Annotated in this window: 23 protein-coding genes; 12 read left to right on the top strand and 11 right to left on the bottom strand. The window is 69.8% G+C overall.

Features of this window, described 5'->3' with window-relative positions:
• Positions 1–601: 601 nt before the first annotated feature.
• Both AC1DYG_RS18185 and AC1DYG_RS18180 read right to left on the bottom strand, forming a co-directional pair.
• Complete coding sequence (locus tag AC1DYG_RS18185) at positions 602–2,761, bottom strand: response regulator (RefSeq protein ID WP_477641273.1); 2,160 nt, start codon at positions 2,759–2,761, stop codon at positions 602–604.
• Complete coding sequence (locus AC1DYG_RS18180; RefSeq protein WP_477641272.1) at positions 2,758–3,123, bottom strand: SpoIIAA family protein; 366 nt, start codon at positions 3,121–3,123, stop codon at positions 2,758–2,760. Before AC1DYG_RS18180 ends, AC1DYG_RS18185 begins: the two co-directional genes overlap by 4 nt.
• A 365-nt stretch (positions 3,124–3,488) precedes the next feature.
• On the opposite strand from AC1DYG_RS18180, the gene AC1DYG_RS18175 reads away from it, so the two are divergent.
• From AC1DYG_RS18175 to AC1DYG_RS18150, 6 genes are all read left to right on the top strand, one after another.
• The gene (locus AC1DYG_RS18175; protein ID WP_477641271.1) at positions 3,489–4,298 is read left to right on the top strand and encodes a hypothetical protein; all 810 of its coding nucleotides are present in this window, start codon (positions 3,489–3,491) and stop codon (positions 4,296–4,298) included.
• A gap of 138 nt (positions 4,299–4,436) precedes the next feature.
• A complete protein-coding gene (locus tag AC1DYG_RS18170; RefSeq protein ID WP_477641270.1) occupies positions 4,437–5,276 on the top strand; it encodes a pyruvate, water dikinase regulatory protein in 840 nt (279 codons plus the stop codon).
• Between the two features lie 60 nt (positions 5,277–5,336).
• Complete coding sequence (gene ppsA, locus AC1DYG_RS18165) at positions 5,337–7,730, top strand: phosphoenolpyruvate synthase (protein ID WP_477641269.1); 2,394 nt, start codon at positions 5,337–5,339, stop codon at positions 7,728–7,730.
• Between the two features lie 213 nt (positions 7,731–7,943).
• On the top strand, positions 7,944–9,455 hold the full coding sequence (locus AC1DYG_RS18160) for a DEAD/DEAH box helicase (protein WP_477641268.1): 1,512 nt from the start codon (positions 7,944–7,946) through the stop codon (positions 9,453–9,455).
• Between the two features lie 162 nt (positions 9,456–9,617).
• Positions 9,618–10,187 carry a DUF6529 family protein gene (locus AC1DYG_RS18155; protein WP_477641267.1) on the top strand — a complete coding sequence of 190 codons (570 nt, stop codon included), beginning with the start codon at positions 9,618–9,620 and terminating at the stop codon, positions 10,185–10,187.
• A 12-nt stretch (positions 10,188–10,199) separates the two neighbouring features.
• Positions 10,200–10,649, top strand: coding sequence for a Rieske (2Fe-2S) protein (locus tag AC1DYG_RS18150; RefSeq protein ID WP_477641266.1), 450 nt, complete (start codon positions 10,200–10,202; stop codon positions 10,647–10,649).
• A gap of 108 nt (positions 10,650–10,757) precedes the next feature.
• Here AC1DYG_RS18150 and AC1DYG_RS18145 read toward each other — a convergent pair whose 3' ends face one another.
• Positions 10,758–12,707 carry a glycoside hydrolase family 15 protein gene (locus AC1DYG_RS18145; protein ID WP_477641265.1) on the bottom strand — a complete coding sequence of 650 codons (1,950 nt, stop codon included), beginning with the start codon at positions 12,705–12,707 and terminating at the stop codon, positions 10,758–10,760.
• Positions 12,708–12,890: 183 nt separating this feature from the next.
• On the opposite strand from AC1DYG_RS18145, the gene AC1DYG_RS18140 reads away from it, so the two are divergent.
• The 4 genes from AC1DYG_RS18140 to AC1DYG_RS18125 all read left to right on the top strand — a co-directional run bounded on the left by AC1DYG_RS18140 (position 12,891) and on the right by AC1DYG_RS18125 (position 15,634).
• The gene (locus AC1DYG_RS18140; RefSeq protein WP_477641264.1) at positions 12,891–14,084 is read left to right on the top strand and encodes a sensor histidine kinase; all 1,194 of its coding nucleotides are present in this window, start codon (positions 12,891–12,893) and stop codon (positions 14,082–14,084) included.
• Positions 14,081–14,752, top strand: coding sequence for a response regulator (locus tag AC1DYG_RS18135; RefSeq protein WP_477641263.1), 672 nt, complete (start codon positions 14,081–14,083; stop codon positions 14,750–14,752). Before AC1DYG_RS18140 ends, AC1DYG_RS18135 begins: the two co-directional genes overlap by 4 nt.
• A 117-nt stretch (positions 14,753–14,869) precedes the next feature.
• Complete coding sequence (locus AC1DYG_RS18130; protein WP_477641262.1) at positions 14,870–15,166, top strand: SHOCT domain-containing protein; 297 nt, start codon at positions 14,870–14,872, stop codon at positions 15,164–15,166.
• A gap of 108 nt (positions 15,167–15,274) precedes the next feature.
• Positions 15,275–15,634 (top strand): SPW repeat domain-containing protein, encoded by a 360-nt coding sequence (locus AC1DYG_RS18125; protein WP_477641282.1) that lies wholly within the window; start codon positions 15,275–15,277, stop codon positions 15,632–15,634.
• A gap of 13 nt (positions 15,635–15,647) precedes the next feature.
• Here AC1DYG_RS18125 and AC1DYG_RS18120 read toward each other — a convergent pair whose 3' ends face one another.
• The 6 genes from AC1DYG_RS18120 to AC1DYG_RS18095 form a co-directional block, all read right to left on the bottom strand.
• On the bottom strand, positions 15,648–16,040 hold the full coding sequence (locus AC1DYG_RS18120; protein WP_477641261.1) for a hypothetical protein: 393 nt from the start codon (positions 16,038–16,040) through the stop codon (positions 15,648–15,650).
• 73 nt (positions 16,041–16,113) lie between these two features.
• On the bottom strand, positions 16,114–16,503 hold the full coding sequence (locus tag AC1DYG_RS18115; RefSeq protein WP_477641260.1) for a DUF779 domain-containing protein: 390 nt from the start codon (positions 16,501–16,503) through the stop codon (positions 16,114–16,116).
• A gap of 6 nt (positions 16,504–16,509) precedes the next feature.
• A complete protein-coding gene (gene exaC / locus AC1DYG_RS18110) occupies positions 16,510–18,033 on the bottom strand; it encodes an acetaldehyde dehydrogenase ExaC (protein ID WP_477641259.1) in 1,524 nt (507 codons plus the stop codon).
• A 120-nt stretch (positions 18,034–18,153) separates the two neighbouring features.
• Entirely contained in the window at positions 18,154–19,353 is a 1,200-nt protein-coding gene (locus AC1DYG_RS18105; protein ID WP_477641281.1) for a GAF domain-containing protein, read from the bottom strand.
• A 118-nt stretch (positions 19,354–19,471) separates the two neighbouring features.
• Entirely contained in the window at positions 19,472–19,999 is a 528-nt protein-coding gene (locus tag AC1DYG_RS18100; RefSeq protein WP_477641258.1) for a LytR C-terminal domain-containing protein, read from the bottom strand.
• Positions 20,000–20,059: 60 nt separating this feature from the next.
• Positions 20,060–20,356, bottom strand: a complete 297-nt coding sequence (locus AC1DYG_RS18095; protein WP_179421136.1) for a type II toxin-antitoxin system VapB family antitoxin — start codon at positions 20,354–20,356, stop codon at positions 20,060–20,062.
• A gap of 89 nt (positions 20,357–20,445) precedes the next feature.
• Between AC1DYG_RS18095 and AC1DYG_RS18090 the strand changes: the two genes are divergently transcribed.
• Entirely contained in the window at positions 20,446–22,041 is a 1,596-nt protein-coding gene (locus AC1DYG_RS18090) for a helicase HerA-like domain-containing protein (RefSeq protein WP_477641257.1), read from the top strand.
• A gap of 55 nt (positions 22,042–22,096) precedes the next feature.
• On the opposite strand, the gene AC1DYG_RS18085 is transcribed toward AC1DYG_RS18090, so the two are convergent.
• Together AC1DYG_RS18085 and AC1DYG_RS18080 are read right to left on the bottom strand one after the other, a co-directional pair.
• Positions 22,097–23,017 (bottom strand): AEC family transporter, encoded by a 921-nt coding sequence (locus AC1DYG_RS18085; RefSeq protein ID WP_477641256.1) that lies wholly within the window; start codon positions 23,015–23,017, stop codon positions 22,097–22,099.
• A gap of 9 nt (positions 23,018–23,026) precedes the next feature.
• Entirely contained in the window at positions 23,027–24,934 is a 1,908-nt protein-coding gene (locus AC1DYG_RS18080) for a propionyl-CoA synthetase (RefSeq protein ID WP_477641255.1), read from the bottom strand.
• Positions 24,935–25,131: 197 nt separating this feature from the next.
• Here AC1DYG_RS18080 and AC1DYG_RS18075 point away from each other — a divergent pair, with 197 nt between their 5' ends.
• A complete protein-coding gene (locus AC1DYG_RS18075; protein ID WP_477641254.1) occupies positions 25,132–26,964 on the top strand; it encodes a glycoside hydrolase family 3 protein in 1,833 nt (610 codons plus the stop codon).
• Position 26,965 lies beyond the last annotated feature (1 nt).

The following is a 26,965-nucleotide window of genomic DNA, read 5'->3' as shown; positions in this document are numbered from 1 at the left end:
CGAAGAAGGACCCGACATGCTTTTCGTCGGGTCCTTCTTCGGTTATCGAACGCTGCGGGATTTGGGAGGAGCGAGGTTTGAAGGTTGCCCATCCGACTGTCCTGGGACGATAGCCGGTAGTCAAGCCTTCACGAGTCGTGAGCGAGGGGAAGTCATGGGGCGGGAGCGAGAGCGTGGGACAGGACGGTTGTCCGAGGCGTGGTCCGACCAGAATCGACTCACATCCGTGCGCCTGTTCTGGTGGCAGTGTCTGCTTCTAGGACTGAGTGTGGTCCCCTTGATTGGCAAGTGGTCCGCGGTTGCCCTGATCGTCTGGTACGGACCGCTCCTGCTCGGTTTCTAGGGCTCGGCGTCTGGCTAGCGGTGCGAATCGTGCGCTCGACTCGGCTCGGACGCGCTGACCTGCGCCGGTCTCGCGACGAAGCCGTGGTGGACGATGACGCTGACGAACGCGATGGCTCGGACCTGACCTGACGGGGAATGACGCCGAACCTGACGGGGAGGAGCGAGGACGAGGGAGGGCGTTCCACCGCCAGGGGGGCGCGCCAGGTTGGGCGGGTGCGCTGGCGCCAGTGCCGGGAGCGGTCAGCTCTCGACCTGGCTATAGGGACGTGCGCAACAGGTGATGTGCGCGGTCGAGCTCGGAAGTCAGTAGATCGAGCAGTTCGACGTCCGGTGTTTGGCCGCCGATCTCGACCTGACGGGCCAGGTCGGCGACGCGGGTGGCGCCCATGTTGGCCGCCGATCCTTTGAGCTCGTGGGCAGCGCTTCGCAGACTGTTGGTGTCGTTGCGGGTGAGGGCGCTGCGCATGGTCGCGAGCAGGACGGGGGAAGAGGTTATGAAGGCGTCTACCAGCGCCGGGATGAGCCCTGGCCCCGCCGTCGCGCCGAGCTCGCGCAGGGCCGTCAGGCGCTGGGGGTCCAGGGCCAAGGTGTCACTGTCGAGCGAGCCCGCCGGCTTCCGCTCGGGTTGGTTTGCCCGGTCATGGGTGGGACGCGCCCAGCGGCTCAGAACGTCCTTGAGTGTGGTCAGGGCCACCGGTTTGGGGATGTAGGCGTCCATTCCGGCCACCAAGCACCGTTCTTGGTCCGCGGGCGTCACGCCGGCTGTCATGGCGATGATCGGCACCCGTCCACCGCCGTTCTCCCGCCGTCGGATCTCCTGGGTCGCGGCGTAGCCGTCCATCGCAGGCATGTGGCAGTCCATCAGCACCGCTGCGTAGTCGATGGACGCGACGGCGTCCACGGCCTGCGCACCGTTCTCGGCGAGGTCGACGTCGTAGCCCAGGTGCGTGACCAGCCCTTCGGCGACGAGCTGGTTCACGATGTTGTCCTCGACGACGAGCACGCGTCCCGAAGCCGTCGCCGTGGGCGCCGCTTGGGGCGGCTGCGCCCGCCAGGACGCCGTGGTGGGCGCATCGGCCACCAGCCTGAGGAGCCGGTCGAAGAGCTCGGAACTGCGCACCGGCTTGCTCAGCGCGTCCTGGACCCCGGCGCGCCGCAGCTCGGCCCGGTCGACCTCGATCGTCGACGACAGCATGATCAGTGCGGTGCCGCGCAACGTGTCGTCCGCGCGGATGAGGCCGGCCAGCTCGAGGCCGTCGAGGTACGGCATGCACCTGTCGAGCACCGCGATCGCATAGGGATCGCCAGAGGCGAGAGCGGCGCGCATCATGGCGACGACCGCGTCCGGATGCGCTACGACGTCGGGTCGCGTTCCCCACTCGGTGAGCTGCGCCTCCAGGACCAGCCGGTTGGTCGCGTTGTCGTCCACGGCCAACACCCGCAGGCCGAGTAGCTGGTCGCGGCCCGGGACCGAGGGCGGACCGGTCGCCGACACAGGGAGAGGCACTTCGAACCAGAACGTGCTGCCAACGCCTTCTTCACTGTCCACTCCGATGGCGCCGCCCATCGCCTCGGTCAGGCTGCGCGAGATCGCCAGTCCGAGACCGCTGCCACCGAACTTGCGCGTGGTGGACGCGTCGGCCTGGGTGAAGGAGTCGAACATGGCGTGTTGCGCATCGTCGGGGATGCCGATTCCTGTGTCCGTCACCTGGAAGCGCACCCGGCCCGGGTCCGTCGCGCTCATCCGGGCGGTGATCACCACTTCGCCCTTGTCGGTGAACTTCATCGCGTTGGAGGCCAGGTTGAGCAGGATCTGGCGCAGCCGCCCCTCATCGCCGACGAGCCGCACCGGAACCTCGGGGGCGCAGTAGGCGATCAGCTCCAGCTCGTGGCGGCCGGACATGGGGGCCACCAGAGTTGCCACGGATTCGACCAACGACCGGGGGTCGAGGTCGACGAGCTCGAGGCCGACCATGCCGGCCTCGAGCTTGGAGAAGTCGAGGATGTCGTTGATGACCTGCAGGAGGGCCTGCCCGGCGTTCTTGAGGTTGTCGACGTACCGGACCTGGGTCTCGTCCAGGTCGGTGTGCGCGAGTAGTTCGGTGAGCCCGATGACTCCGTTCATGGGGGTCCGGATCTCGTGGCTCATCGTCGCCAGGAACTCTGACTTCAGGCGCGAAGCCTCCATGGCCTCCTTGCGGGCGATCTCGAGCTCCGCGGTGCGGCTGGCCACGCGCTGCTCGAGCTCGGAGCGGTTGGCGCTGAGCTCCTCGGCGAGCATGTTGATTCCGACCACCACGGCGTCGAGGTCGTCATCGTCCGCGGTGCGTGCCCCGCGGGCGTCAAGGTCGCCGGCGGCGAGGCTGGTGAGCAGCTCGATGATCCTGTCGATGCCCGCGGAACGGGACTCGGTCATGCCTGCACTTGCAGCCAGGCGACTGCCTCGGCCTCGGAGGTGAACATCTTCACCGGAATCGCTCCTCGCTTCAGTCCCATGAAGAAGTTGGCCAGCATTCGCGTTGACGCGGACGCGGCGATGAGCGCGACGGCACGGTAGTTGGGGTTCCGGTCCATGAAGAACTCCCGGGCGGGCCGGTCAATCGACTCGACCTGACGCAGGTCGACCAGGGAGAGCACCTTGCCCCTACCCAAAGCCTTGATCTCTGCGTCGACAGCGCGAGCCTCTTCGATGCCGCACACCGCGCCCGGAAGCCAATCGGTCCGCGCGACAGCGCTTGCCTCGTCCCACGAGACCTCGTAGCACTTGTTCTCGGCCATCCAGACACCTCCGCGGCGGTCGCCCCCATTGCTGCCACGGTACCGCCAGTACCCGCCCGTAAGTGTCAGGTCGGTACCCATCGGGGCAAATCCCCCAAGGAGGTGCGGGGCGCGGGCCTCCGCAACGGCCATGGCCAGACCGGGTTCCGGCATGTGGAAGGGCTGAGACCTTCCGGTCGCGAGGGCGCGTGAGGTGTGGTCGGGTGGCAGTGGCTGACGCCGTTATGGGTGTATTTGCCCGGTGTTGGGACCGGAGGACCTGACGAACGGCCGACGTCGTGAGTCGGGCGCTGGTCGCGGCGCGACAGGAAGTGCCGTCGCCAGCGGAACTGTCCAGCGAAACCGATGCAAGGAGTTGTTTCTCGATGTTCCGCACAACGATGACAATTGGTTCGGTGGTGGCCATGGCCGCCGTGGGTGTGCTGGGGGCGGCGCCTGGTGCGTCGGCGCATGGGGTTCAGCACGTGGACGGATTCCGTCTGGCGGGAACGATGGACGCGCCGGACTCGGCGTGGTTCGGACACAACGCGCTGTGGAAGGCGCCGTCGGGTGAGCGGTCGGCCAAGGTCGCGGCACTGGTGGCGGCCTACCAGCTGCAGGCGGCGCAGGCGAAGTCGGCCGGCCAGGCTGCCGAGGCGGCGTTCGAGGCGTGGCAGGTGCAGGCCGGCGAGGCGCGGGCAGCAGCGGCGGACCTCGCGAACGTCGAGGACGGGGCGTCCGACGGGGCGTCCCTGATGACCGCCTACGAGGAGCAGAAGGGCGAGGCGCAGGAGGCGTGGTCGGCCGCGAAGGACGCCCGTGAGGCCTGGCTCGTCCAGGTCGGCGAGGCGCGGGCGGCGTTGAAGGCTGTCTGGGCGCAGTGGTTCGCCGAGCGGCGGGCGGCGCGTGAGGCCAAGGCCCGCGACAAGGCACGGGAGTCCTCCTTGAAGTCGGTGCGGGTCGCGTCATGGGCGAGCGCTGACCGCTCGAAGACCGAGTCCAGGGACGGCGACGGTCGCGACGGTGACAGCCGTGACGGTGACCGCGACGGGTGGTGCGACCACGACGGGGACAGTGACGGCGCGGACCGCGACGGCGACTGGTCGGACCACGATGGCGACTGGTCGGACCACGATGGCGACCGTGACGGGGACGACCACGACGGGGACGACCACGACGGCGACCGGCGGTCGTGACCAGGCGTCCCTCGCGGCATACCTGACGACTGCGCCCCTGCCCTCACCCTGGGGGCGGGGGCGTTCGCCGCGCGCGCCAGTGCGCCGCGGCTGGGTCTGTGACTGGGCAAATGGTGCGTCACGTGGAACGGTGGGGGCGTGATCCCGGAGTCAGTCGAGCCAGTCGCCCCCACCCCGGTGTTCTTCCTCGCTGGCGGCACCGGGATCTCGGCCGAGACCCTGGGCAACATGATGTTGCAGCAGTTCCCCTCGGTCACCTTCACCCGGCGCAAGATCCCGTTCATCACGACCGTGGAGCAGGCGCAGCAGGTCGTCCTCGAGCTGGACGCCGCGGTGACCGACTCGGTGGTCCCCCTGGTGTTCTCGACGGTCTCGGCCGAGGACATCCGGGCCGAGCTGCAGACGACGCAGTGCGCGTTCATCGACCTCTTCGGCTCCCACCTCGACACCGTGGAGCGGGTGCTGCACGTCAACGCCACGCACGGTGTCGGTGCCCTGCACGGCGTCGGTGACAAGGGGCGCTACGACGCCCGGATGAAGGCCATCGAGTTCGCCATGGAGCACGACGACGGGGCGAGCCTGCGCAACCTGGAGCAGGCGGACCTGATCCTCGTGGCGCCGTCGCGATGCGGCAAGACGCCGACCTCGATGTACCTCGCCCTCCAGCACGGCCTCAAGGTGGCGAACTACCCCCTCGTCGACGAGGACTTCGACGCGGGCGGCATACCGCGTCCCATCCGTGGCCTCGTGGACCGGTGTTACGGACTGCTCTCCACCCCGGCGCGGCTCAGCCAGGTCAGGGGCGAGCGCCGACCGGGCTCGACGTATGCCAGTCTCGCCCAGTGCAGCTTCGAGCTGCGCCGGGCCGAGGCGCTCTATCGTGCGCACCGGATCCCCGCCATCAACTCCGCCTCGATGTCGGTGGAGGAGATGGCGGCGGTGATCATGCAGACCAGTCGCCTCGACAACCTTGCTTAGCAGGACAATCTCGAACAGCAACGCACTCGCGGCCCCCGCCGCCCTGTCGAAAGGATCGCCGTGACCGGCAACATCTCCTGGTTCAAAGACCTCGGCCTGGGCGACGTCGAAGCGGTCGGCGGCAAGAACGCCTCGCTCGGCGAGATGGTCCAGCACCTGTCGAAGGCAGGGGTGCGGGTCCCTGACGGTTTCGCCACGACCGCCGACGCCTACCGTCGCTTCCTGGCCCACGAGGGCCTGGCCGACCGCATCAGCGCGACGCTCGCGGGCCTCGACGTCGAGGACACCCGGGCGCTCGCCGAAGCCGGCGCCCAGATCCGCGACCTCGTCGAGGAGCAGCCCTTCCCCGAGGACCTCGACGCCGACATCCGCGCGGCCTACGAGGAGCTGGTGGCCGGCACCCCCGGCGAGGTGAGCTGGGCGGTGCGGTCCAGTGCCACGGCCGAGGACATGCCCGACGCGTCGTTCGCGGGGCAGCAGGAGACCTTCCTCAACGTGACCGGGATCGACAACATCCTGCTGGCCATCAAGAAGGTCTTCGCCTCCCTCTACAACGACCGCGCGATCGCCTACCGCGTGCACAGCAGCTATGACCACGACGTCGTCGCCCTGTCGGCGGGTGTGCAGCGGATGGTGCGGTCCGACATCGGGTCCTCGGGTGTGATGTTCACCATCGACACCGAGTCCGGCTTCCCCGACGCGGTCTTCATCACGAGCAGCTACGGGCTCGGCGAGGCGGTCGTGCAGGGCGCCGTCAACCCTGACGAGTTCTACGTCTACAAGCCGGCACTGCGGGCCGGGCGACCGGCGATCCTCAAGCGCGGCGTCGGCAGCAAGGCCACCAAGATGGTCTACACGCAGGACTCCGCGGTGGGTCGCTCGATCGACTTCGTCCCCGTCGACGAGGCCGACCGGGCCCAGCTGAGCCTGACCGACGACGAGGTCACCGAGCTCGCGGTGCACGCCCTCAAGATCGAGGAGCACTACGGCCGCCCCATGGACATCGAGTGGGGCAAGGACGGCATCGACGGACAGCTCTACATCCTGCAGGCCCGCCCCGAGACGGTGAAGTCGCGCCAGTCCGGGTCGACCCTGCAGCGGTTCCGGATGGACGAGCGCGGACCGGTCATCGTCGAGGGCCGCGCGATCGGCCAGAAGATCGGCGCGGGGGCGGTCCGCATCCTCACCTCGGCGGAGTCGATGCACGAGTTCCAGCCGGGCGAGGTCCTCGTCGCCGACATGACCGACCCCGACTGGGAGCCGGTCATGAAGCGCGCCAGTGCGATCGTCACCAACCGCGGCGGCCGCACCTGCCACGCCGCGATCATCGCCCGCGAGCTCGGCATCCCCGCGGTGGTCGGCAGCGGCTCGGCGACGACCACGCTGGCCGACGGGCAGGAGGTGACGGTGTCCGCGGCGGAGGGAGACACCGGCTTCGTCTACGAGGGGCGCCGCGCGTTCTCGGTCACCGAGACGGCACTGGACGACATGCCCGACGTCGCCGTCAAGATCATGATGAACGTCGGCACGCCCGACCAGGCCTTCGAGTTCTCTCGCCTGCCGCACAAGGGAATTGGGCTCGCGCGCCTGGAGTTCATCATCAACCGCCAGATCGGCATCCACCCCAGGGCCCTGCTCGAGCTCGATGACCAGGAGCCCGACATCAAGGCCGAGATCGAGGCCCTCATCGCGGCCTACGACGGTCCGCGCGACTACTTCGTCAAGCGCGTTGCCGAGGGGGTCTCCATGCTCGCGGCCGCCTTCGCGCCCGAGCCGGTGATCGTGCGGATGAGCGACTTCAAGTCCAACGAGTATGCCGGGATGCTGGGTGGGGCGCGCTACGAGCCGCACGAGGAGAACCCGATGATCGGGTACCGCGGCGCGGCGCGTTACCTGTCACCGGACTTCGCCGAGTGCTTCGCCATGGAGTGCGAGGCGCTGCGACTCGTGCGCGACGAGATGGGCCTGACCAACGTCAAGGTGATGATCCCGTTCGTCCGCACCATCACCGAGGCCGAAGGGGTCATCGACCTGCTCGGGCAGAACGGTCTGCGTCGAGGCGAGAACGACCTGCAGGTCGTGATGATGTGCGAGGTGCCGTCCAACGCCGTGAACGCCGACGCCTTCCTCGAGCACTTCGACGGGTTCTCCATCGGTTCCAACGACCTCACCCAGCTCACCCTGGGGCTGGACCGCGACTCCGCCCTCGTGGCCGGTGGCTTCGACGAACGCGACCCCGCGGTGAAGAAGATGCTCACCATGGCGATCGAGGCCTGTCGGGCCAAGGGCAAGTACGTCGGGATCTGCGGTCAGGGGCCCTCGGACCACCCCGAGCTCGCGGACTGGCTGATGGACCAGGGCATCGAGTCGATGTCCCTCAACCCCGACACCGTCGTGGAGACCTGGCTGCGACTGGCCCGGCGCGAGGTTCCATTGGCACGTGTGGAGCGCTGACCTGGGCTGTGGCCCGTTCGGGCGATTCGGGAATGAACGCCCGGCCCGATAGGGTTGCAACCACTGCGTGCGCACCGTCGTGCACCACAGGTCGTCTGCTCCGCGCCCCAACTACTGGTTGGCGCCGTCAGCTCACAGGTTCGTGAGTGGTTCAGCATCTTCGGCCACTCCCTACTTCTGTGAGGCTTTCCTTTGTCTACCCACCACACCCCTGTGCCGTTTGCCGACCTCGGCATCCCGCCCCGAGTCGTCGCAGCCCTGCGCGAGCGCGGCATCGACGCCCCCTTCCCGATCCAGGCGGCGACGCTGCCTGACTCGCTGGCCGGACGCGACGTCCTCGGCCGTGGCCGCACCGGCAGCGGCAAGACCGTCGCGTTCGCGCTGCCCATGGTCGCCGCCCTCGCCAAGTCCGGTCGACGCCGCGCGCCGCACACCCCGCGCGCCCTCGTCCTGGTCCCCACCCGTGAGCTGGCCATCCAGGTCGCCGAGACCGTGACGCCGCTCGCGGCCGCTCTCGAGCTCCGCACCATGACCATCTTCGGTGGCGTGGGCCAGAACCCGCAGGTGTCCGCGCTGCGTCGCGGGATCGACATCGTCATCGCGACCCCCGGTCGCCTCGAGGACCTCATCGGCCAGGGCCACGTTCGCCTGGGCGAGATCGAGGTGACCGTCCTCGACGAGGCCGACCACATGGCCGATCTCGGCTTCCTGCCCGCGGTGAAGCGCCTTCTCGACGCCACCCCGCGTGATGGCCAGCGGCTGCTCTTCTCGGCCACGCTGGACAACGCGATCGACCAGCTGGTCAAGCGCTACCTGCACAACCCGGTCACGCACAGCGTCGACAGCGCCGCCTCTCCCGTGCCGGCGATGACCCACCACCTCTTCAACGTGTCGCGCGACAACAAGCCGGCCGTCGTGCGCGAACTCGTTGCAGGACAAGGCCGCACACTCGCCTTCACCCGCACCAAGCACGCTGCCAAGAAGCTTGCCAAGCAGCTCACCGCGTCGGGGATTCCCGCTGTCGACCTGCACGGCAACCTGTCCCAGAGCGCGCGCCAGCGCAACCTCGCCGCCTTCAGCGACGGTTCCAGCCGAGTGCTCGTGGCCACCGACATCGCCGCCCGCGGCATCCACGTCGACGATGTCACCCTGGTCGTGCACGTTGACCCGCCGGCCGAGCACAAGGCCTACCTGCACCGTTCGGGCCGCACCGCCCGGGCCGGTGCCGAGGGCGTCGTCGTCACCGTCAGCACCCCCGAAGAGCGCGGTGACACCCGCACCCTCATGCGCCAGGCCGGCATCAAGCCGACCGCCGTCGACGTCACCCCTGGCCACCCCGCCATCGGTGACCTGACCGGCCCCACGGCAGCACTTGTCACCCCGGCCCCGGTGGTCGAGCAGGCAGGCAACGGTGCGGGCGGTCGCTCGCAGCGCGGTCGAGGCGGCTCGGGCGCACCCCGGACGCAGAGTGGCTCCGGCCGCTCGTCATCCGGTGGCTCCGGTCGCTCGTCCGCCGGCGGTGCTCGTGGCCGTCGCGGTGGCTCACAGTCCTCGAGCACCGAGTCCTACCGCACCGAGACCCCCAGGTCGCAGGGCTCCCGCTCCTCGGGCGGCTCCGGCTCCTCGCAGCGCGGCTCGGGCTCGCGGCAGGGCGGCGGGTCCCAGGGCCCGTCCCGCTCGGGCGGCGGCATCGCCGCGTTCTCCGCTGGTCGCGGCTCCCGCTGACCCGCAACCGCTGAAGCGCCGGACCTCTGAACCACTGAACCACTGAACCGCACGGTGGGCCGCGTCCCGGCGCGCGGCCACCGCGCGGCATACCCCTGAGGGCAACCCGACCCCGTCGTTTGGCGGAGCGATGCTCCCGCCGCGAGTGGGACCATGGTCGCCATGGCGTCGCACGACGTTCGAGACGCGGGTGTGCTGGCTCGGGGCGGGCTCGGCGCGGCCCTCCTGCTGGGGGCCGGTGTCAGTGTCGCCCTCGGCGCCTACGCCAGCGCGCACACGCCGAGCTCGCGCCCGCTGGTCACCCTGGGCTTCTCGGGCATGCTCCAGATGAAGGTCTGGCTGGGCACCCTCGCCGTCCTCCTCCTCGTGGTGCAGCTGCTCACCGCCCTGTGGATGTGGGGTCGGCTGCCGCGAGCAGGAGCGCCGCCTGACTGGGTGGCGCCCGTCCACCGGTGGAGCGGGAGCCTGGCGTTCGTGGTCACCCTCCCGGTCGCCTTCCACTGCCTGTGGGCCCTGGGCTTCGGGGTCGGCAGCCCGCGGGCGGTGCTTCACGGCGTCGCCGGCTGCCTCTTCTACGGAGCGTATGCCGCGAAGATGCTCGGTCTGCGGCTCCAGGGAGCGCCGGGCTGGGCCCTCCCCGTGCTCGGCGGCACCGTGCTCGGATCGCTCGTGCTCACGTGGCTCAGTGCCGCCCTCTGGTTCTTCACCCGTTCCGGTCTGCCGCTGTTCTGAGAGGAGTCGTCCGTGGCGATCCAGCCGCTCTCGCGTCGATCCGCGCTGCGCGGCGCGGCGGTTGCGGGCGTGGCTGCCGTGGTCGGCTTCGTGGTGGCCCGCGCAGGCCGGGCCGGTGCTCCCAGACCTGGGACGGCGGCCAACGCCTACGGTCCCGGCGCCCCTGACGAGGAGCGCGAGCTGGCTCGGCTCGACCAGGTGCCGAGCGGTGGAGGGGTGGTCGTCGAGGGCGACAAGATAGTGCTGACTCGCGGGACGGACGACGTCGTCCACGGGTTCTCCGCGATCTGCACGCACCAGGGTTGTCCGGTGTCGTCGGTCGCAGCCGGGGCGATCGTGTGTCCTTGTCACGGAAGCCGTTTCGACGCCACCAGCGGCGCGGTCCTCACCGGCCCGGCGACCCGTCCCCTGCCGCCCGTACCCGTCGTCGTCCGTGACGGCGTCGTGTACTCCACCACCTGAGGAGAGACCATGCCCCGTCTCTGGTCCGTGCTCCCGACGTTGCTGTGGCTCGCCGCCGCCGGCTTCACGATCGGCGCGCTCATCGCTCTCTCCTGAGCTCGCCGGCGTCTAGGGCGAGAGCGGCTCCTCGTCCTCCCACTCCTCGGCGGCGATCACCTTGAGCACCGCGTTGATCAGGCCCAGGTGGGTGAAGGCCTGGGGGAAGTTCCCCAGGTGACGCCCGCTCGCCGCGTCGATCTCCTCGGCGTACAGGCCCAGCGGCGTCGCGAGGTTGAGCAGGCGCTCGCACAGGCGGCGGGCACGCGGCTTCTCGCCCACGATCGCGAGGCACGACACCAGCCAGAACGAGCAGATGGTGAACGTTCCCTCTTCACCCGACAGCCCGTCGTCGGTCTCCTCCACCCGATAGCGCAGCACGAGCCCGTCGTCGGTGAGCTCGTCGGCGATGGCGACGACGGTGTCGTGGAGTCGAGGGTCGTCGGCCGGGAGGAAGCCGACGAGGGGCATGAGCAGGTTCGAGGCGTCCAGGGCGTCGGTGTCGTAGTGCTGGGTGAAGACACCCCGGTCGTCGACACCGTTGGTGCAGATGTCGGCGTGGATCTCGTCGGCAGCCTCCTGCCAGCGCTGCGCCAGCTCGACGTTCTCGCGGACGCGGGCGAGCTTGGCGCCACGGTCGGCGGCCACCCAGCACATGACCTTCGAGGAGGTGAAGTGCTTGGGGTCGCCGCGCACCTCCCAGATGCCTCGGTCCGGCTCACGCCAGTGCTCGATCGCCGCCTCGACGAAGCCGGAGAGAATGGGCCACAGCCGCTCGTCCAGGGTGTCGCGCGACTTGGTGTGGATCCACACCGAGTCCAGGATGGCGCCCCAGACGTCGTGCTGCTTCTGGTCGAAGGCGCCGTTGCCGATCCGGACCGGCCGCGCGCCGTCGTAACCGGTGAGGTGGTCGAGGGTGGACTCGGACAGGTCCTTCTCCCCGTCGATGCCGTACATGATCTGCAGGCCGTCGGAGGCTTCGGCGAGGTCGGCGATGAACCAGAAGAAGTCGCTGGCCTCCCAGTCGAACCCCAGGGTGTCCAGGGCCCACAGGGCGAGCGTCGAGTCGCGGATCCACGTGTAGCGGTAGTCCCAGTTGCGTTCCCCCCTCGGCGTCTCGGGCAGGGACGTCGTCGGCGCGGCGATCAGGGCGCCCGTGGGCGCATAGCTCAGACCCTTGAGGGTGAGGGCGCTGCGCTCCAGGTGGGTCCGCCACGGGTGGTCGGGGAACTTGCCGCGCGCCAGCCAGTGCTGCCAGTGGTGGGCGGTCCACACCTGCCGGCGGTACGCGTCGTCGAACGACTGCGGGGGGTCGTGCTCGGTCCACGAGAGGGCGGCGTAGTGCGTGTCGCCTTCCTTCATCAGCGTGCGCACCGTGGCCTGCGGTCCTTCGATGCCCAGGCGCATGTCGGTGGTGAGGCGGACCTTGAGCTCGCCTCCGTCGCCCTCGGCGACGGCCGAGTGGTAGTCGTCGCCGAAGAAGGACCAGATCGCCTGCTGGCGGCCGTAGTCGAAGACCGGCGAGCAGTTGAGTGCCAGCTGGACCTCGCCGTTGACGCACCGGATGGTCCGCAGCAGCACGTGCTCGGCGTCGTAGTCGGTGGGTGCCCTGCGGTAGCGGTGCGCCCGCTCGGTCTCGTGGTGCCACGGCCCCATCAGCAGCGCGTCGCGCACGATGATCCATCCGCTCGGCGTGCCCCACGAGGTCTCCAGGATCATCGTCCCCGGGAGGTAGCGACGTGCGGTCGGCACCAGCATGTCGGCCGGGCCGAGCCGGAAGCCACCGGCATCACGGTCCAGGATCGCGCCGAAGACGCTGGGCGAGTCCATCCGCGGCAGGCACATCCACTCGACGTTGCCGCTGGGGGCGATGAGCGCCGTGACCTGGCAGTCGGAGATGAACGCGTAGTCGCCGATGCGGGGGAAGGGCGAGCGGACGATCCGCTGCTCGCCTGCAGCCTGCCGGCGCTGCTCGCCTCCGGCGTCGGCGGCAGAGCCCGCGGGAGAGACGGTCGCAGTCATGCGGCACCTCCTGGTGGGCAACGGCGCAACGGCGCCCTCTCGCAGGATCCCGCAGTTTCGCGGCCCGCGCCATGGCCCGTTCGTGACCCGCCGTGATCAGCAGCCGGATACGCCCGAGGAGGTATGCCGCGGTGCCCCCTCTGGGGGACGCCTCCGGTAGGCGGCGTTGCCTACGCTGGCGGTATGCGTGAGCCCGCCGACCTGCCCTGGGGTCCCCCCTGGATGCGTGGTCGGGAGCAGTGGGCCCACCGGGGTGCGCCTCGGGTGGCGCGCTTTGTCCTGGCCGTCGTGGTCGCGGTGATCCAGCTCGGCGGCAGCCTCGGTGCGTCGCACGCCCAGCCGGCCCGCAGGCCGATCGATGCCCCGGCGGTCCTGATGCTGCTCGTCGCGCCGGCGGCGATCACGGTGCTCCGCCGGTTCCCCGTGCAGACCATGGCCGCGATCGCCGCTGCGACGGCGGTCTACCTCGCCCGGGGCTACGCCTACGGGCCGGTGTTCCTGGGCCTGGCGATCGGACTCGTGGCCACGGTCGTCCGCGGTCACCGGACGGTCGCCTGGCTGGGCGCGGCCGCAGTGCTCGGCGGTGACGCGGTGGGCCGACTCGCGTTCGACACGGCGCGGTGGTCGTGGCCGGCGCAGGGCGGACTCCTCGCGTGGACCCTCGTCGTGCTCGCAGCAGCGGAGGTGGTGCACAGCTGGCGGGAGCGAGCGGCGACCTTCCGGCAGGTGGCGCGGGAGACGAGGCTTCGGCAGGCAGGGGAGGAGCGGCTGCGGATCGCGCAGGACCTGCATGACGTCGTGGCGCACCACATGTCGCTCATCAACGTCCAGGCCGGCGTCGCCCTGCACCTGGCCGATCGCCGGCCCGAGCAGGTCGAGCCCGCCCTGGTCGCCATCCGCGACGCGAGCAAGGAGGCGCTCGGCGAGCTCCGGGCCCTCATCGACGTCCTGCGCCTCGACGGTGCCCCGGCCCCGCGGTCTCCAGTGGCCAACCTCGCCGGGCTCGACGACATCGTCGAGCGCAGCGGCCACGCGGGCCTGCGGGTCACCAAGACGGTGACCGGCCAGCCGCGGCCACTGTCCGCCGCAGTCGAGCTCGCGGCATACCGGATCCTGCAGGAGGCGATCACCAACATCGTCCGGCACGCGCACGCGACGCGGGCCACGGTCGTGCTCGACCACGGTGAGGACAGGCTCTCGGTCGCGATCGAGGACGACGGCGACGGAGGCTCACGGTTGTCGAACCTGGTGCAGGGCAACGGGATCAGCGGCATGCAGGAGCGCGCTCGCGCCCTGGGTGGCGAGCTCCGGGTGATTGCCGCGCCCGGTGGCGGCCTGCGCGTCGAGGCCGACCTGCCGACGGGTGGCCCGCTGTGATCCGGGTGGTGCTGGCCGACGACCAGGCGCTCCTGCGGGCCGGGATCCGCGCGCTGCTCGACGCCGAGGACGACATCGACGTGGTGGGTGAGGCGTCCAACGGCACCGAGGCCGTCGCGGTCGTCCGTGCCACCGAGCCCGACGTCGTGCTCATGGACATCCGGATGCCCGGCACGGACGGTCTGGAGGCCACCCGTCAGATCGCCGCCGACGAGCGACTCTCGGGCACGCGGGTGGTCATGCTGACGACGTTCGACCTCGACGAGTACGTCTTCGAGGCGGTCCGGATCGGCGCCAGTGGTTTCCTCGTCAAGGACACCGAACCCGCCGAGCTGCTGCGGGGGATCCGCGCAGTCGCCGCCGGTGACGCCCTGCTGAGCCCGGGCGTGACGCGGCGACTCATCGGTGAGTTCGCCACGCGAAGCCGCCCCAACGCAGCGCCGGCAGCAGGCCGGCTCGGCGAGCTGACCGACCGGGAGCGCGAGGTAGTCACGCTCGTCGGGGAGGGCCTCACCAACGACGAGATCGCCCAGCGGCTGTTCCTCAGCCCGGCGACCGCCAAGACCCACGTCAGCCGGTCGATGGTCAAGCTCCAGGTCCGTGACCGGGCCCAGCTCGTGGTCCTGGCCTACGAGTCCGGCCTGGTCCGCCCGGGCTGGTCGGAGTAGCCCAGGCGCCCGCGGCTACCTCGTCGGGAGCAGTCGAGGTGTCGCCCCCGGTGGGATTCGAGAAGGGCTCTCCCGTCGAAGGATTGAGGTGTCAGCCAATCCGACCAAGGAGTCACCATGACGACCCTCATCGCCAGTGCCGCGACCGCGGCCACCCTCGCCGCCAACGACGACCACTGGAACGGCCCCGGCCCCTGGTGGCCGATCTTCCCCTTCCTCTGGCTGCTGTTCATCATCGGCATCTTCGCCACGTTCCGGTTCTTCGGGATGCGTCGCTGGAAGCAGTTCCAGGGCCACGCCGGGACGCGCGCCGGAGAGGCCAAGCTGGCCGAGCGCTACGCCGCCGGCGAGATCGACGAGCAGGAGTACGAGCGCCGGCTCGCCACGCTCAGGCGGATGGGCTCGACCGACTAGGCCAGGCCGGCGCATCATTGCCAACCCCTTTGGGAGGGAAGACAATCGAAGTGTTCGGCCCGCCTCGGATCGACGGACCAACTTCAAGGAAAGCTGGTTGTGACAACCATGAAGCGATGGACCCATCCACAGGATCTCGTTGCTCTGATCGCTGGCGCCTACGCAGCCCTCTCGCCGTTGTGGACCACCACGACGGACCGGGCGACCACAACCATGGTCGTGCTTGGTGCCATCACCGCCGTCCTCGCCCTGATCGAGCTGGTCAGGCCGGACATGATGTCCATCGAGGGGCTCACGGCCCTCCTGGGCGCCTGCATGATCGCCGCCCCCTGGGTCATGAGTTTCAGTGGCACCAAGCCGATCTCGTGGACCGCGTGGATCGTCGGTGCGGTCGTCCTCGTCGTCGGCGCGGCTGATCTGCAGGTCACCAGATCGCACCACAAGGGCACCATGGCGACCTCGCACTAGCAGCAGGGGGTCGTCACACGACGCTCAGCAACGCCAGCGCATAGGCGCACTCGGGGTCGGGGTCACTGAAGGTGCCCCGGCCCCCTTCCGTGTCCACCTGCACGATCCAGTCGTTACCGTCGCGGTGCAGCCCTGCGAATCGGTCGCCGAGCAGCACCCGCAGCTGGTCCTCCCGCGGCATCCACAGCGCGGTGTCCAGGGTGACCGAGTCCAGCGCCCACTCGGTGGTGCCGTTGAAGCCCAGCAGCGGCTGCCCCTTGAACGTGTGCACGTCGATGGTCAGGTGGCTGATCCAGAACACCTCACCCACGATGTTCGGCTGGTCGATCGTGAACCGGTCGCCCGGCGTGGGTTCCCAGAGCACCCCGCCCTGGCTGAGGCTGCGCGACAGCTCCACCGTGATCATGGGGCGAGCCTACGACGAAGAGGTATGCCGCGCGGCCTGGCGCGCACGCGGCATACCTCCGTCTGTGGTGACGTCACAGCAGGTCGAAGGCGCGCAGCTCGTCCTCGGACATCAGGCGCGAGCGGATGAGGAAGCGAACGCCCTCGGGGGCTTCGACGGAGAAGCCGCTGCCCCGTCCCTTGACCACGTCGACGGTGAGGTGGGTGTGCTTCCAGTAGGCATACTGCGACAGGGAAATCCAGAACTCGACGGGGTCGAGGATCCCGCCGACCGCGAGCTCGGCGAGCAGCACGTCCGCCTCGCCGGTCATGAACTCCCCTGCGGGATAACACATCGGGGAGCTGCCGTCGCAGCACCCTCCGGACTGGTGGAACATCAGCGGGCCGTGCTTCGCGGTGAGGCGGCGGAGCAGGTCCGCCGCCTCACCGGTGAAGTCGACCCGGCTGTGCTGGGTCGTGTCCACGCCGGCCTAGAAGAACCCGAGCGCGTCGGGCGAGTAGGAGACGAGGAGGTTCTTGGTCTGCTGGTAGTGGTCGAGCATCATCTTGTGGTTCTCGCGGCCGATGCCGGACTGCTTGTAGCCACCGAACGCGGCGTGGGCCGGGTACTGGTGGTAGCAGTTCGTCCACACGCGCCCGGCCTTGATGCCGCGCCCCATCCGGTAGGCCCTTGAGCCGTCGCGGGTCCACACGCCGGCCCCGAGTCCGTAGAGCGTGTCGTTGGCAATCTCGAGCGCCTGTGCCTCGTCGGTGAAGCCCGTCAGCGAGACCACGGGTCCGAAGATCTCCTCCTGGAAGACCCGCATCGAGTTGCTGCCCTCGAACACGGTCGGGGTGACGTAGTAGCCCTCGGCGAGGTCGCCGTCGAGGATGTTGCGCTCGCCCCCGGTGAGGACCTTGGCGCCCTCCTGTCGGCCGATGTCGATGTAGGACAGGATCTTCTCGAGCTGGTCGTTGCTGGCCTGCGCGCCGATCATCGTGGTCGTGTCGAGCGGGTTGCCCTGGCTGATCTTCTCCACGCGCTCGATGGCGTCGCCGACGAAGTCGCTGTAGATCGACTGCTGCACGAGCGCCCGCGACGGGCAGGTGCAGACCTCGCCCTGGTTGAGCGCGAACATCGAGAATCCTTCGAGCGCCTTGTCGTAGAACGCGTCGCTGCTCTCGGCGACATCCTCGAAGAAGACGTTCGGGCTCTTGCCGCCGAGCTCGAGGGTCACCGGGATGATGTTCTGGGAGGCGTACTGCATGATCAGTCGGCCGGTGGTCGTCTCGCCGGTGAAGGCGACCTTGGCGACCCGAGGCGACGACGCGAGCGGCTTGCCGGCCTCGACGCCGAACCCGTTGACCACGTTGAGGACCCCGGCCGGAATGAGGTCGCCGATCAGCTCGAGCACCTTGAGGATCGACCAGGGTGTCTGCTCGGCCGGCTTGAGCACCACGGCGTTGCCGGCGGCCAGGGCGGGGGCGAGCTTCCACGTCGCCATGAGGATCGGGAAGTTCCAGGGGATGATCTGCGCGACCACGCCCAGCGGCTCATGGAAGTGGTAGGCCACGGTCTGGTCGTCGATCTCGCTGCTCGACCCCTCCTGGCCGCGGAGCACTCCGGCGAAGTAGCGGAAGTGGTCGATGGCGAGCGGCAGGTCGGCGGCCAGGGTCTCGCGGACGGGCTTGCCGTTGTCCCAGGTCTCCGCGATGGCGAGCATCTCGAGGTTCTCCTCGAGCCGGTCGGCGATCCGGTTGAGGACGAGGGAACGCTCGCCCAGCGAGGTCTTCCCCCAGGCCGGTGCGGCGGCGTGGGCGGCGTCCAGGGCCGCCTCGATGTCCTCGGCGGTGCCGCGGCCCACCTCGGTGAAGGCCCGGCCGGTCACGGGTGAGATGTTCTCGAAGTACTCGCCCTTCTTGGGCTCGACCCAGTTCCCGCCGATGAAGTGCCCGTAGCGCGGTTCGACCGTGACCTTCGAGCCCTCGGATCCGGGGGGTGCGTAGACCGTCATCGCTGTTCTCCCAACGTCTTTGGTGGTGCCCCGCTGTGGGGTTGGGCTGACGTTAGGCAGCGCAACGTTGCGACGACGTTGCACCCCGAGACTGACGGGCAGGTATGCCGCGCGCAGCCGTCAGAGTCCGTGCTCGCGGTCCAGGCGGGCGATCTGTCCGGCGACGAGGGGGCGCAGCGGCGACGACGCGGTCAGGCAGGCCATCTGCGCCGTCCACATCTCGTAGTCGTCGGCGCCCCAGGCTGACCGGGTCCAGGTGGACATGAGGTCGGGTTCGCGGCTGGCGAGGACGGCCCGCCGCAGTTGGCCCTCGACGTTGTTGCGCAGTCGCCCGACACCGGGCGCGGTCGAGTGCGGCAGCAGCGGACCGCGGTAGGACCGCAGGGCGACGTCGACCGATCCAGCGGCCAGGTGCGCCTCCACGGCGAGCCAGTCGGCGGTCACCTCGGCGGCCAGGCGGTAGGGGCGCGACGCCAGGACATCCTCGCCGAGCAGGGCGCGGAGCCGGTTGAGCTCGGCCCGCAGGGTGGACGTGCTCACGTCATCCTCGTAGAGCAGGACGGCGAGCTCGTCACCGGACAGGCCTCGCGGCGCGGCGGCCAGGAGGAGCACGATCTCGCTGTGCCGAGGGCTGAGCCGCAGCGTGGTGCTCGCGCCACGTCCATCGTCGACGGTGAGCAGCGCGTCGTTGCGGCCGAGGCCGTGCAGCGACAGGGCGATCCCCGCGTGGCTGGGTCGGGCGGGGCCCTTGGCGCGGGTCATCAGCTCGCGAGCGAGCTCCGCTTCGGCCATCCTCGCGGCGGCACGCACCATCGCCATCGTCTGCGGCACGACGATCTGCTCGCCCCCAGTGATGTCGAGGACGCCGAGCAGGGTGGCTGTGGTGGGGTCGTGGATCGGGGTTGCCGCGCAGCTCCATCGCTGCACCGACCGGCGGAAGTGCTCGGCTCCGATGATGTTCACGGGCTGGTCGAGGGCCAGCGCCATACCCGGCGCATTGGTGCCGGCAAGGCGTTCGTCCCAGTTGCTGCCCTCGACGAAGCCGATGCTCTCGGCCCTGCGCAGCACGCTCGGGGTGCCGCACACCCAGAGCAGCTGACCCGTGGCGTCGGAGACGGCCATGATCGCGTCGCAGTCGCGCGCGGCCCGGCCGAGCACGTCGTCGAGCAGCGGGAAGACCTGGGCCAGCGGATGGGCCTCGCGGTGGTCCCGCAGGGCGTCGGCGGGCAGCGTGATCGGCGCCTCCACCCGGTCGGCCTCGACCCCGGCGGCGGCAGACCTGACCCACGAGTCCGCCACCTGGGCGCGGACGGCCGTCATCGGTTCCACCTCGTCAGTGTGCGGGGCGCTCCCGGGCTTGTCACCGGCCGTCCCAACGGGTGAGGCGAGCGGGCGGTCCGACTCGACAGACGGTCGGCGCCCGACCGGTTTGCGCGGCTCAGCAGCCGGACGAGCTGGATGCCGCCGCGCCGGCCGTTGCCTTGGGTGGTGGCGTGAGGGCGGTGAACTTTGCGCCCAGCACGAGGTCGACGGAGGAGTCGGTGCGGCTGTCCTTGACGCCCTTGGCTCCCTTGACCAGGGCCAGCACGAGCTTGGCCGACGTGGTCCCCGTGGCGCCGTAGCGGACCTCCGCCGCAACGGCGACCTTCTTCTGGAGCGGGTCGTTGCTCACGGCCGACACCTTGAAGCCACGCTTGCGCACGTCGGACGCCGTCTTGGCCGCCAGCCCAGTGCGCTCGGTCGCGTTGTAGACGTTCACCGTGACCTGGGACGGGACCCGCACGCTGGAGGTGGCCGTACAGGTCGTGCTCGGAGCCGCGTGGGGCTTGTTGCTTTCCTGGAAGTACGAGTAGGCGTACCAGAAGGCGAAGAACAGCATGAGCGCGACGATCCCGAGCGTGATGAGGGCCCGACGTCGGCGGGTGCGACGGGTGCGTGAGGCACCGGCCTCCACGACGTAGCTCATTCACCCACCTCCACCGGCGGCCCAGTGTGCGTGGGGCCCGTGCGGCCCCCCTGCGTGGGGTCAGTCAAGCACGAGGACGCGCGCGTGGAGGGTAGGACGCTGTTGAAGGGCGGCACGCAGTGCGCGATGCAGGCCGTCCTCGAGATAGAGGGTTCCCTCCCACTCGACCACGTGCGCGAAGAGATCTCCGTAGAAGGTGGAGTCCTCGGCGAGCAGGTGGCCGAGGTCGAGGGTGCGCTTCGTGGTGACGAGCTGTTCGAGCCGCACGAGGCGCGGGGGCACGTCCGCCCAGTCACGGGGCGTCTGCTTCCCGTGGTCGGGATACGGCCTGCCCTCGCCCACCTTCTTGAAGATCACCCAGCAACCATAGGCGTATGCCGTGTGGTCGGCCCTCCGTGCGTCGTGACACCTGCCCCGGGGCGTGGAGCCGCACTAGAGTGCCGAACGTGACCGAGACGACGCCATCGCAGTCCCCCTCAGAGCCGACTGGCGGGGACAACGCCCAGCTCGACGAGATCCGCGCCGGGTACTCCTTCGCGGGTGGCGCGCTCCACTTCGGGGCCGCTGTCATCGACGGCGTGGCCCATCCTGATGCACCGGTGCGGATCCCGCTGTCGACGCTCAACCGGCACGGTCTCGTCGCCGGCGCGACGGGCACGGGCAAGACCAAGACCCTCCAGCTCATGGCCGAGCAGCTGTCCGGCCAGGGCGTGCCTGTCTTCCTCGCCGACATCAAGGGTGACCTTTCCGGCATGGCGACCGCAGGAACGGCCAACGACAGGATCACCGCCCGCGCGACGGACGTCGGGCAGCAGTGGGTCGGCACGGCATACCCGACCGAGTTCCTGTCCCTCGGTGGACTCGGCAGCGGCATCCCGATTCGTGCCACGATCACATCGTTCGGACCCACGCTGCTGTCAAAGGTGTTGGGGCTCAACGAGACCCAGGAGTCCAGCCTCGGCCTGGTCTTCCACTACGCGGACAAGAACGGCCTCGCGCTCCTGGACATCAAGGACCTGCGCGAGGTCATCGCGTTCCTCAACTCCGACGAGGGCAAGGCCGACCTCAAGTCGCTCGGCGGACTGTCGTCGGCCACCGCCGGGGTGATCCTGCGCGAGCTGATCGCCTTCTCGGACCAGGGCGCCGAGGCCTTCTTCGGTGAGCCCGAGTTCGACACCCAGGACCTCCTGCGGACCGCTGCCGACGGCAAGGGACTGGTCACCTGCCTCGAGCTGCCCGCCGTCCAGGACCGGCCGGCGCTGTTCTCCACGTTCCTCATGTGGCTGCTGGCCGACCTGTTCCACGACCTGCCCGAGGTCGGCGACGTCGACAAGCCCAAGCTGGTGTTCTTCTTCGACGAGGCCCACCTGCTGTTCAGCGACGCGAGCAAGGCCTTCCAGGACGCGATCGAGCAGACCGTGCGGCTGATCCGGTCCAAGGGCGTGGGCGTCTTCTTCGTGACGCAGTCACCCAAGGACGTGCCCGGCGACGTCCTGGCCCAGCTCGGCAACCGGGTGCAGCATGCGCTGCGGGCCTTCACGCCCGACGACGCGAAGGCGCTCAAGGCAGCGGTGTCGACCTACCCGCACAGCGCCTACGACCTCGCCGAGCTGCTGACCTCGCTCGGCACCGGCGAGGCCGTGGTCACCGTGCTGTCCGAGCGCGGCGCCCCGACGCCGGTCGCGTGGACCCGGATGATCGCGCCGCAGTCCCTGATGGCTCCCTCCGACGAAGCCACGGTGAAGCAGGTCATCACGGCGTCGTCGCTGTCGTCGAAGTACGCCGCCATGGTCGACCGCGAGTCCGCCTACGAAAAGCTCCAGGCGCGACTGCAGAAGGCGCCGACCCCTGAGCAGGCACCCGCACCGACTCCCAAGGCGCAGGCGCCGGAGCACGCTCCCCGGGCGCCGAAGGAGGAGCCGGGCATCGTCGAGCAGGTCGTGAAGTCGAGCGCCTTCAAGTCGGCACTGCGGTCGGCCGGCACGGTTCTCGGTCGTGAGATCACCCGCTCGATCTTCGGCACCGCCCGCCGCTCCCGCTGATCTGCAACCTGGGCGCCCCCTGGGGTGCTCAGGTTGCGGGAGAGGGGCGGGCGCCTCAGCCGAGGATGGCGGCGACCAGCAGGATCACCGGCACGGCGCCCACCGTCGTGATCAGGATCGTGTCGCGGGCCAGCACCGTGGCGCGGTTGTAGCGGGTCGCGTGCACGAAGATGTTCTGCGCCGTGGGCAGCGCCGAGGTGACCACGATTGCGAGCAGCGCGTGCCCGTCGACGCCGAGCAGGACGCTGGCGACGAACCACGCCACCGCCGGCTGGACGAACAGCTTGAGTGCAGAGGTCGACGCGAGCTCGGCCACCGAACCGGCCCGGCCCAGCCCAGGGCCCAGCCGCAGCGCGATCCCGTAGGCGACCAGCATGCACGGCACCGCCATGTCGCCGAGCAGCCCCAGCGGCGCGGCGACCGTGGTGGGCAGCGTCCACCCGGTGATCGACAGGCCGAGTCCGATGAGCGAGCCCACGGTCAGGGGGTTGCGGAACGGTCGGGTCAGCAGCTGCCACCACCGCGACCGCCCGTGCGCATCCGCGTCGAGGAAGCCCAGCGCCAGCGGTTGCAGGACGAGCAGCTGCAGCAGCAGGGTGGGCGCTACGAACGCCGCGTCGCCGAGCACATAGCTCGCCACCGGGATCCCGAGGTTTCCGGCATTGACGTATGCCGCGGACAGGGCACCGATCGTCGTGTCACCGAGGGAGCGGTGCCAGACCAGCCGCGCCAGCGCGATGTAGATGCCCGCGGCCGCGGCGACGCCCGCCAGCGAGGCGATGAGGTTGGCGGACAGCACTTGGTGCACGTCGGCCCGGGACAGCGTGATCACCATCAGGGCGGGGCTGGCGACGAAGAAGGCGATGCGCGAAAGCACTTGCTGTGCGCCGAGATCGACGATCCTCAGGTGGGCGAGCAGGGCGCCGACGGCGATGACGACGCCGATGGTCGTGAACCCGTTGAGTACGCCCTGCACACCGACAGGCTAGGTGGGGGGTCGCAGCACCGGCGCAAGGGTCTCAAGGACCGAGGCGTCCTCGATGGTGCCGGGCACGTTCGGGGTCTTCCCGTCGGCCATCTCGCGCATCGTCTTGCGCAGGATCTTGCCCGAGCGCGTCTTGGGCAGCGCCGTCACGACGTCGACCCGCTGCAGTGACGCGATCGCGCCCACCTCGTCGCGGACGCGCTGGTGCAGCTCGGCCCGGATCCGGTCACCGTCGGCCGCTCCGTCGACCCCGGCCTTGAGCACCACCAGTGCGCGGGGGACCTGCCCCTTGAGCTCGTCGTTGACACCGATAACCGCGCACTCGGCCACGGCCGGGTGACCCGCCAGGGCGGCCTCGATCGACCCGGTCGACAAGCGGTGCCCGGCGACGTTGAGGACATCGTCGGTCCGACCCATGACATAGAGGTAGCCGTCCTCGTCGACCAGCCCACCGTCACCGGTCAGGTAGTAGCCGTCGAAGGCGGAGAGATAGCCCGCGACGTAGCGGTCGTCGTCGCCCCACAGGGTGGGCAGCGTGCCCGGAGGCAGCGGCAGCCTGATGCAGATGGCGCCCTCCTCGCCGGCGGGCAGCTCCTGCCCATGCTCCCCGAGGATCCGGACGTCGAAGCCCGGTGTGGGCACGGTGGGCGAGCCCGGCTTGATCGGCATCGGCTCCAGGCCGCGCAGGTTGGCGGCGATCGGCCACCCGGTCTCGGTCTGCCACCAGTTGTCGATGACGGGCACCCCGAGCCGCTCGCTTGCCCACGCGTAGGTGTCGGGGTCGAGCCGCTCCCCGGCGAGGAACACGGTCTGGAGGCAGGACAGGTCGTGCGCTTTCATGAGCTCGCCGCCGGGGTCGTCCCGTTTGATGGCCCGGTAGGCCGTGGGAGCGGTGAACATGGCCTTGACACCATGCTCGGCGATCACTCTCCAGAAGGCGCCAGCATCCGGTGTGCCGACCGGCTTTCCCTCGTAGAGAACGGAAGTCGCGCCGGCAAGCAGTGGGGCGTAGACGATGTAGGAGTGGCCGACGACCCAGCCGACGTCGCTGGCCGTGAACCACGTGTCTCCGGGATCGATGCCGAAGACGTTGCCCATCGACCACCGCAGCGCCACTGCGTGGCCGCCGTTGTCGCGGACGATCCCCTTGGGCCGTCCGGTCGTCCCCGAGGTGTAGAGGATGTAGAGGGGGTCGGTGGCCGCGACCTCGACGCAGTCGGCGGGCTCGGCATCGGCGACCAGCTCGTCCCAGTCGAGCTCCTCCCAGTCGGTGTCGCGCTCGCCGACCGCGGCCCGGGCCTGGGGGCGTTGCAGGACGACGACTGACTCGGGCTTGTGGCTGCTGCGGTCGAGGGCAGCGTCCAGCAGCGGCTTGTACTCGACCACCCGAGTCGGCTCCACGCCACAGCTGGCCGCGACGACGACGGTGGGTTTGGCATCCTCGATGCGTGCGGCGAGCTCGGCGGCCGCGAAGCCACCGAAGACGACCGAGTGCACCGCCCCGAGTCGGGCGCAGGCCAGCATCGCGACGACGGCCTCGGGCACCATCGGCATGTAGATGACGACCCGGTCGCCCTTGCCGACCCCGAGCGAGGCCAGGGCGCCCGCGAACGTCGCGACGCGCTCGAGCAACGCGGCATACGTGATCGTCTCGTGGGTGTCGGTGACGGGACTGTCGTAGTGCAGCGCCGCCTGGTCGCCGCGCCCTGCGGCGACGTGCCGGTCGAGGGCGTTGAAGCAGGTGTTCAGGGTGCCGCCGGTGAACCACCGGTAGAACGGCGGCCGGTCGGCGTCCAGCACCCGGGTCGGCTCAGTGATCCAGTCGATCGCCTTCGCCGCCTCGCCCCAGAAGCCGTCCGGGTCCCTGAGGCTCTGCTCGTATGCCGCGTCGTACGCACCATTGCCCATGTCGCCATCGTGCGGCACCGCGTGTGGACCCGCCAGAGCAGACGGGCAGGTTGGCAGGGCCGGTTCCGGAGCCGAGTCTTGCCAAATCATGACCAATCAGGACAGCGCCACCCCTTGTGGGAGCCCGATATGCGTAGGTAAGTTCCATGATGAGCGCTTCGATGGTGAATCGTTCACACACGCTTTGGAGGCACTGAATGACCAGGTCTGCCCTGTCCCGTCGCACCCTCGTCGCCGGTGGCGTCGCCGCCGGAATGCTCCTCGCAGGGGCAGGTACCGGCCTCGCGTCGGCCGCCCCGCCGTCCGCTGGGCCGAGCGCCGAACCGTCCGCCGCGCAGACTGGCTGGGTCACGTCGACGTTGGCCCGGATGACGCTGGAGGAGAAGGTCGGCCAGCTGTTCATCCAGAACGTCTACGGCAAGGACGCGACGACGCCCGACGCCCGCAACCTCCCGCTCTATGGTGTGGCCAGCCCCGCCGAGGTCGTGCAGAAGTACCACCTCGGTGGCGTCATCTACTTCGCCTGGACGGACAGCGTCCAGAACCCGCAGCAGATCGCCGGCCTCTCCAACGGCCTGCAGGACGCCGCCCTGTCGCAGCCCTCCAAGGTCCGGATCCCGCTCCAGGTCGCCACCGACCAGGAGCAGGGAGTGGTCACCCGCATCGGGCCACCGGCCACGCAGTTCCCGGGTTCCATGGCGCTCGGGGCAGGTCGGTCCGCCGCCGACGCGCGCACCGCCGCGGCGATCACCGGCGAGGAGCTCAAGGCGATGGGGGTCAACACCGACTTCGCCCCCGACGCGGACGTCAACGTCAACCCGCTCAACCCGGTCATCGGGACGCGCTCGTTCTCGTCCAAGCCCGAGCTGGCCGCCGACCTCGTCGCGGCACAGGTCGCCGGCTACCAGGAGGACGCGGGAGTCACGAGCACCGCGAAGCACTTCCCCGGACACGGTGACACCGCGACCGACAGCCACGTCGCCTTCCCGATCATCACCCACTCGCGTCAGCAGTGGGAGCAGGTCGACGCGCCGCCGTTCAAGGCCGCCATCGCCCAGGGCATCGACATGATCATGACGGCGCACCTCAACTTCCCGGCACTGGACGACTCGGGCGACCCGGCCACGCTGAGCAAGCCGATCATGACCGGCCTGCTGCGCAACGAACTGGGCTACAAGGGGGTCATCGTCACCGATTCCCTTGCCATGCAAGGAGTCCGTGACCTCTACGGCGACCCCGAGGTCGCCGTCCGTGCCCTCGACGCCGGCGTCGACCAGCTGCTCATGACCCCCTCCATGGACGACGCGTATGCCGCGGTGATCGGTGCCGTGCGCAGCGGCCGGATCAGCGAGGCGAACCTCGACGCCAAGGTGCGTCGGGTGCTGGAGCTGAAGTACAAGCGCGGTGTCGTGGCCCAGCCGTACGTCGACCCGGCAGCTCTGGACAGCGTCGTCGGGACCGCCGACCACCTCGCGAAGGCGAGGGCCATCACGGACCGGACGACGACGCTGGTCAAGAACGACGCAGACACCCTGCCCCTGGCCACCCAGGGCACCAAGGTCCTCGTCACCGGCTACGGCGTGACGACCACCCAGCTCCTCGCGGACGGTCTCGCGGCGAAGGGGGCCAGCACCACGGTGAAGCAGACGGGCACCTCCCCCACGGATGCCCAGGTGGCCAGTGCGGTCGCCGCCGCCTCGACGCAGGACGCGGTGGTCGTGACGACCATGAAGGCCTGGGACACCAAGGTGACCGATCCGCGTGGCGGTCAGCAGAAGCTCGTCACGCAGCTGCTCGCCACCGGCAAGCCGGTGATCGTCGTGGCCACTCGCGACCCCTACGACATCGCGTACTTCACCAGTGCGCCGACCTACCTGGCCACGTACTCGTACAGCCCGGTGGCGATCGAGTCGGTGGCGCGGGTGATCAGCGGAGCGGTGCGCCCGACCGGCAAGCTGCCCGTCGACATCCCGGTCGCCGGTGACCCGAGCTCGGTGCTCTACCCGTTCGGCCACGGACTGGGGTTCTGAG

The sequence above is a fragment of the Pedococcus sp. P1_H8 genome, from assembly GCF_056405175.1.
This window is presented reverse-complemented; position numbering and strand designations above follow the sequence as displayed.

Bases quoted from the DNA above. Each gene is read 5' to 3' on its own strand.
- AC1DYG_RS18130 (WP_477641262.1), top strand. From the start codon at position 14,870: ATGACGACCCTCATCGCCAGTGCCGCGACCGCGGCCACCCTCGCCGCC.
- AC1DYG_RS18155 (WP_477641267.1), top strand. From the start codon at position 9,618: ATGGCGTCGCACGACGTTCGAGACGCGGGTGTGCTGGCTCGGGGCGGG.
- exaC (WP_477641259.1), bottom strand. From the start codon at position 18,033: ATGACGGTCTACGCACCCCCCGGATCCGAGGGCTCGAAGGTCACGGTC.
- AC1DYG_RS18180 (WP_477641272.1), bottom strand. From the start codon at position 3,123: ATGGCCGAGAACAAGTGCTACGAGGTCTCGTGGGACGAGGCAAGCGCT.
- AC1DYG_RS18080 (WP_477641255.1), bottom strand. From the start codon at position 24,934: ATGGGCAATGGTGCGTACGACGCGGCATACGAGCAGAGCCTCAGGGAC.
- AC1DYG_RS18125 (WP_477641282.1), top strand. From the start codon at position 15,275: ATGAAGCGATGGACCCATCCACAGGATCTCGTTGCTCTGATCGCTGGC.
- AC1DYG_RS18075 (WP_477641254.1), top strand. From the start codon at position 25,132: ATGACCAGGTCTGCCCTGTCCCGTCGCACCCTCGTCGCCGGTGGCGTC.
- AC1DYG_RS18105 (WP_477641281.1), bottom strand. From the start codon at position 19,353: ATGACGGCCGTCCGCGCCCAGGTGGCGGACTCGTGGGTCAGGTCTGCC.
- AC1DYG_RS18120 (WP_477641261.1), bottom strand. From the start codon at position 16,040: ATGATCACGGTGGAGCTGTCGCGCAGCCTCAGCCAGGGCGGGGTGCTC.
- AC1DYG_RS18100 (WP_477641258.1), bottom strand. From the start codon at position 19,999: ATGAGCTACGTCGTGGAGGCCGGTGCCTCACGCACCCGTCGCACCCGC.
- AC1DYG_RS18140 (WP_477641264.1), top strand. From the start codon at position 12,891: ATGCGTGAGCCCGCCGACCTGCCCTGGGGTCCCCCCTGGATGCGTGGT.
- AC1DYG_RS18185 (WP_477641273.1), bottom strand. From the start codon at position 2,761: ATGACCGAGTCCCGTTCCGCGGGCATCGACAGGATCATCGAGCTGCTC.
- AC1DYG_RS18175 (WP_477641271.1), top strand. From the start codon at position 3,489: ATGTTCCGCACAACGATGACAATTGGTTCGGTGGTGGCCATGGCCGCC.
- AC1DYG_RS18145 (WP_477641265.1), bottom strand. From the start codon at position 12,707: ATGACTGCGACCGTCTCTCCCGCGGGCTCTGCCGCCGACGCCGGAGGC.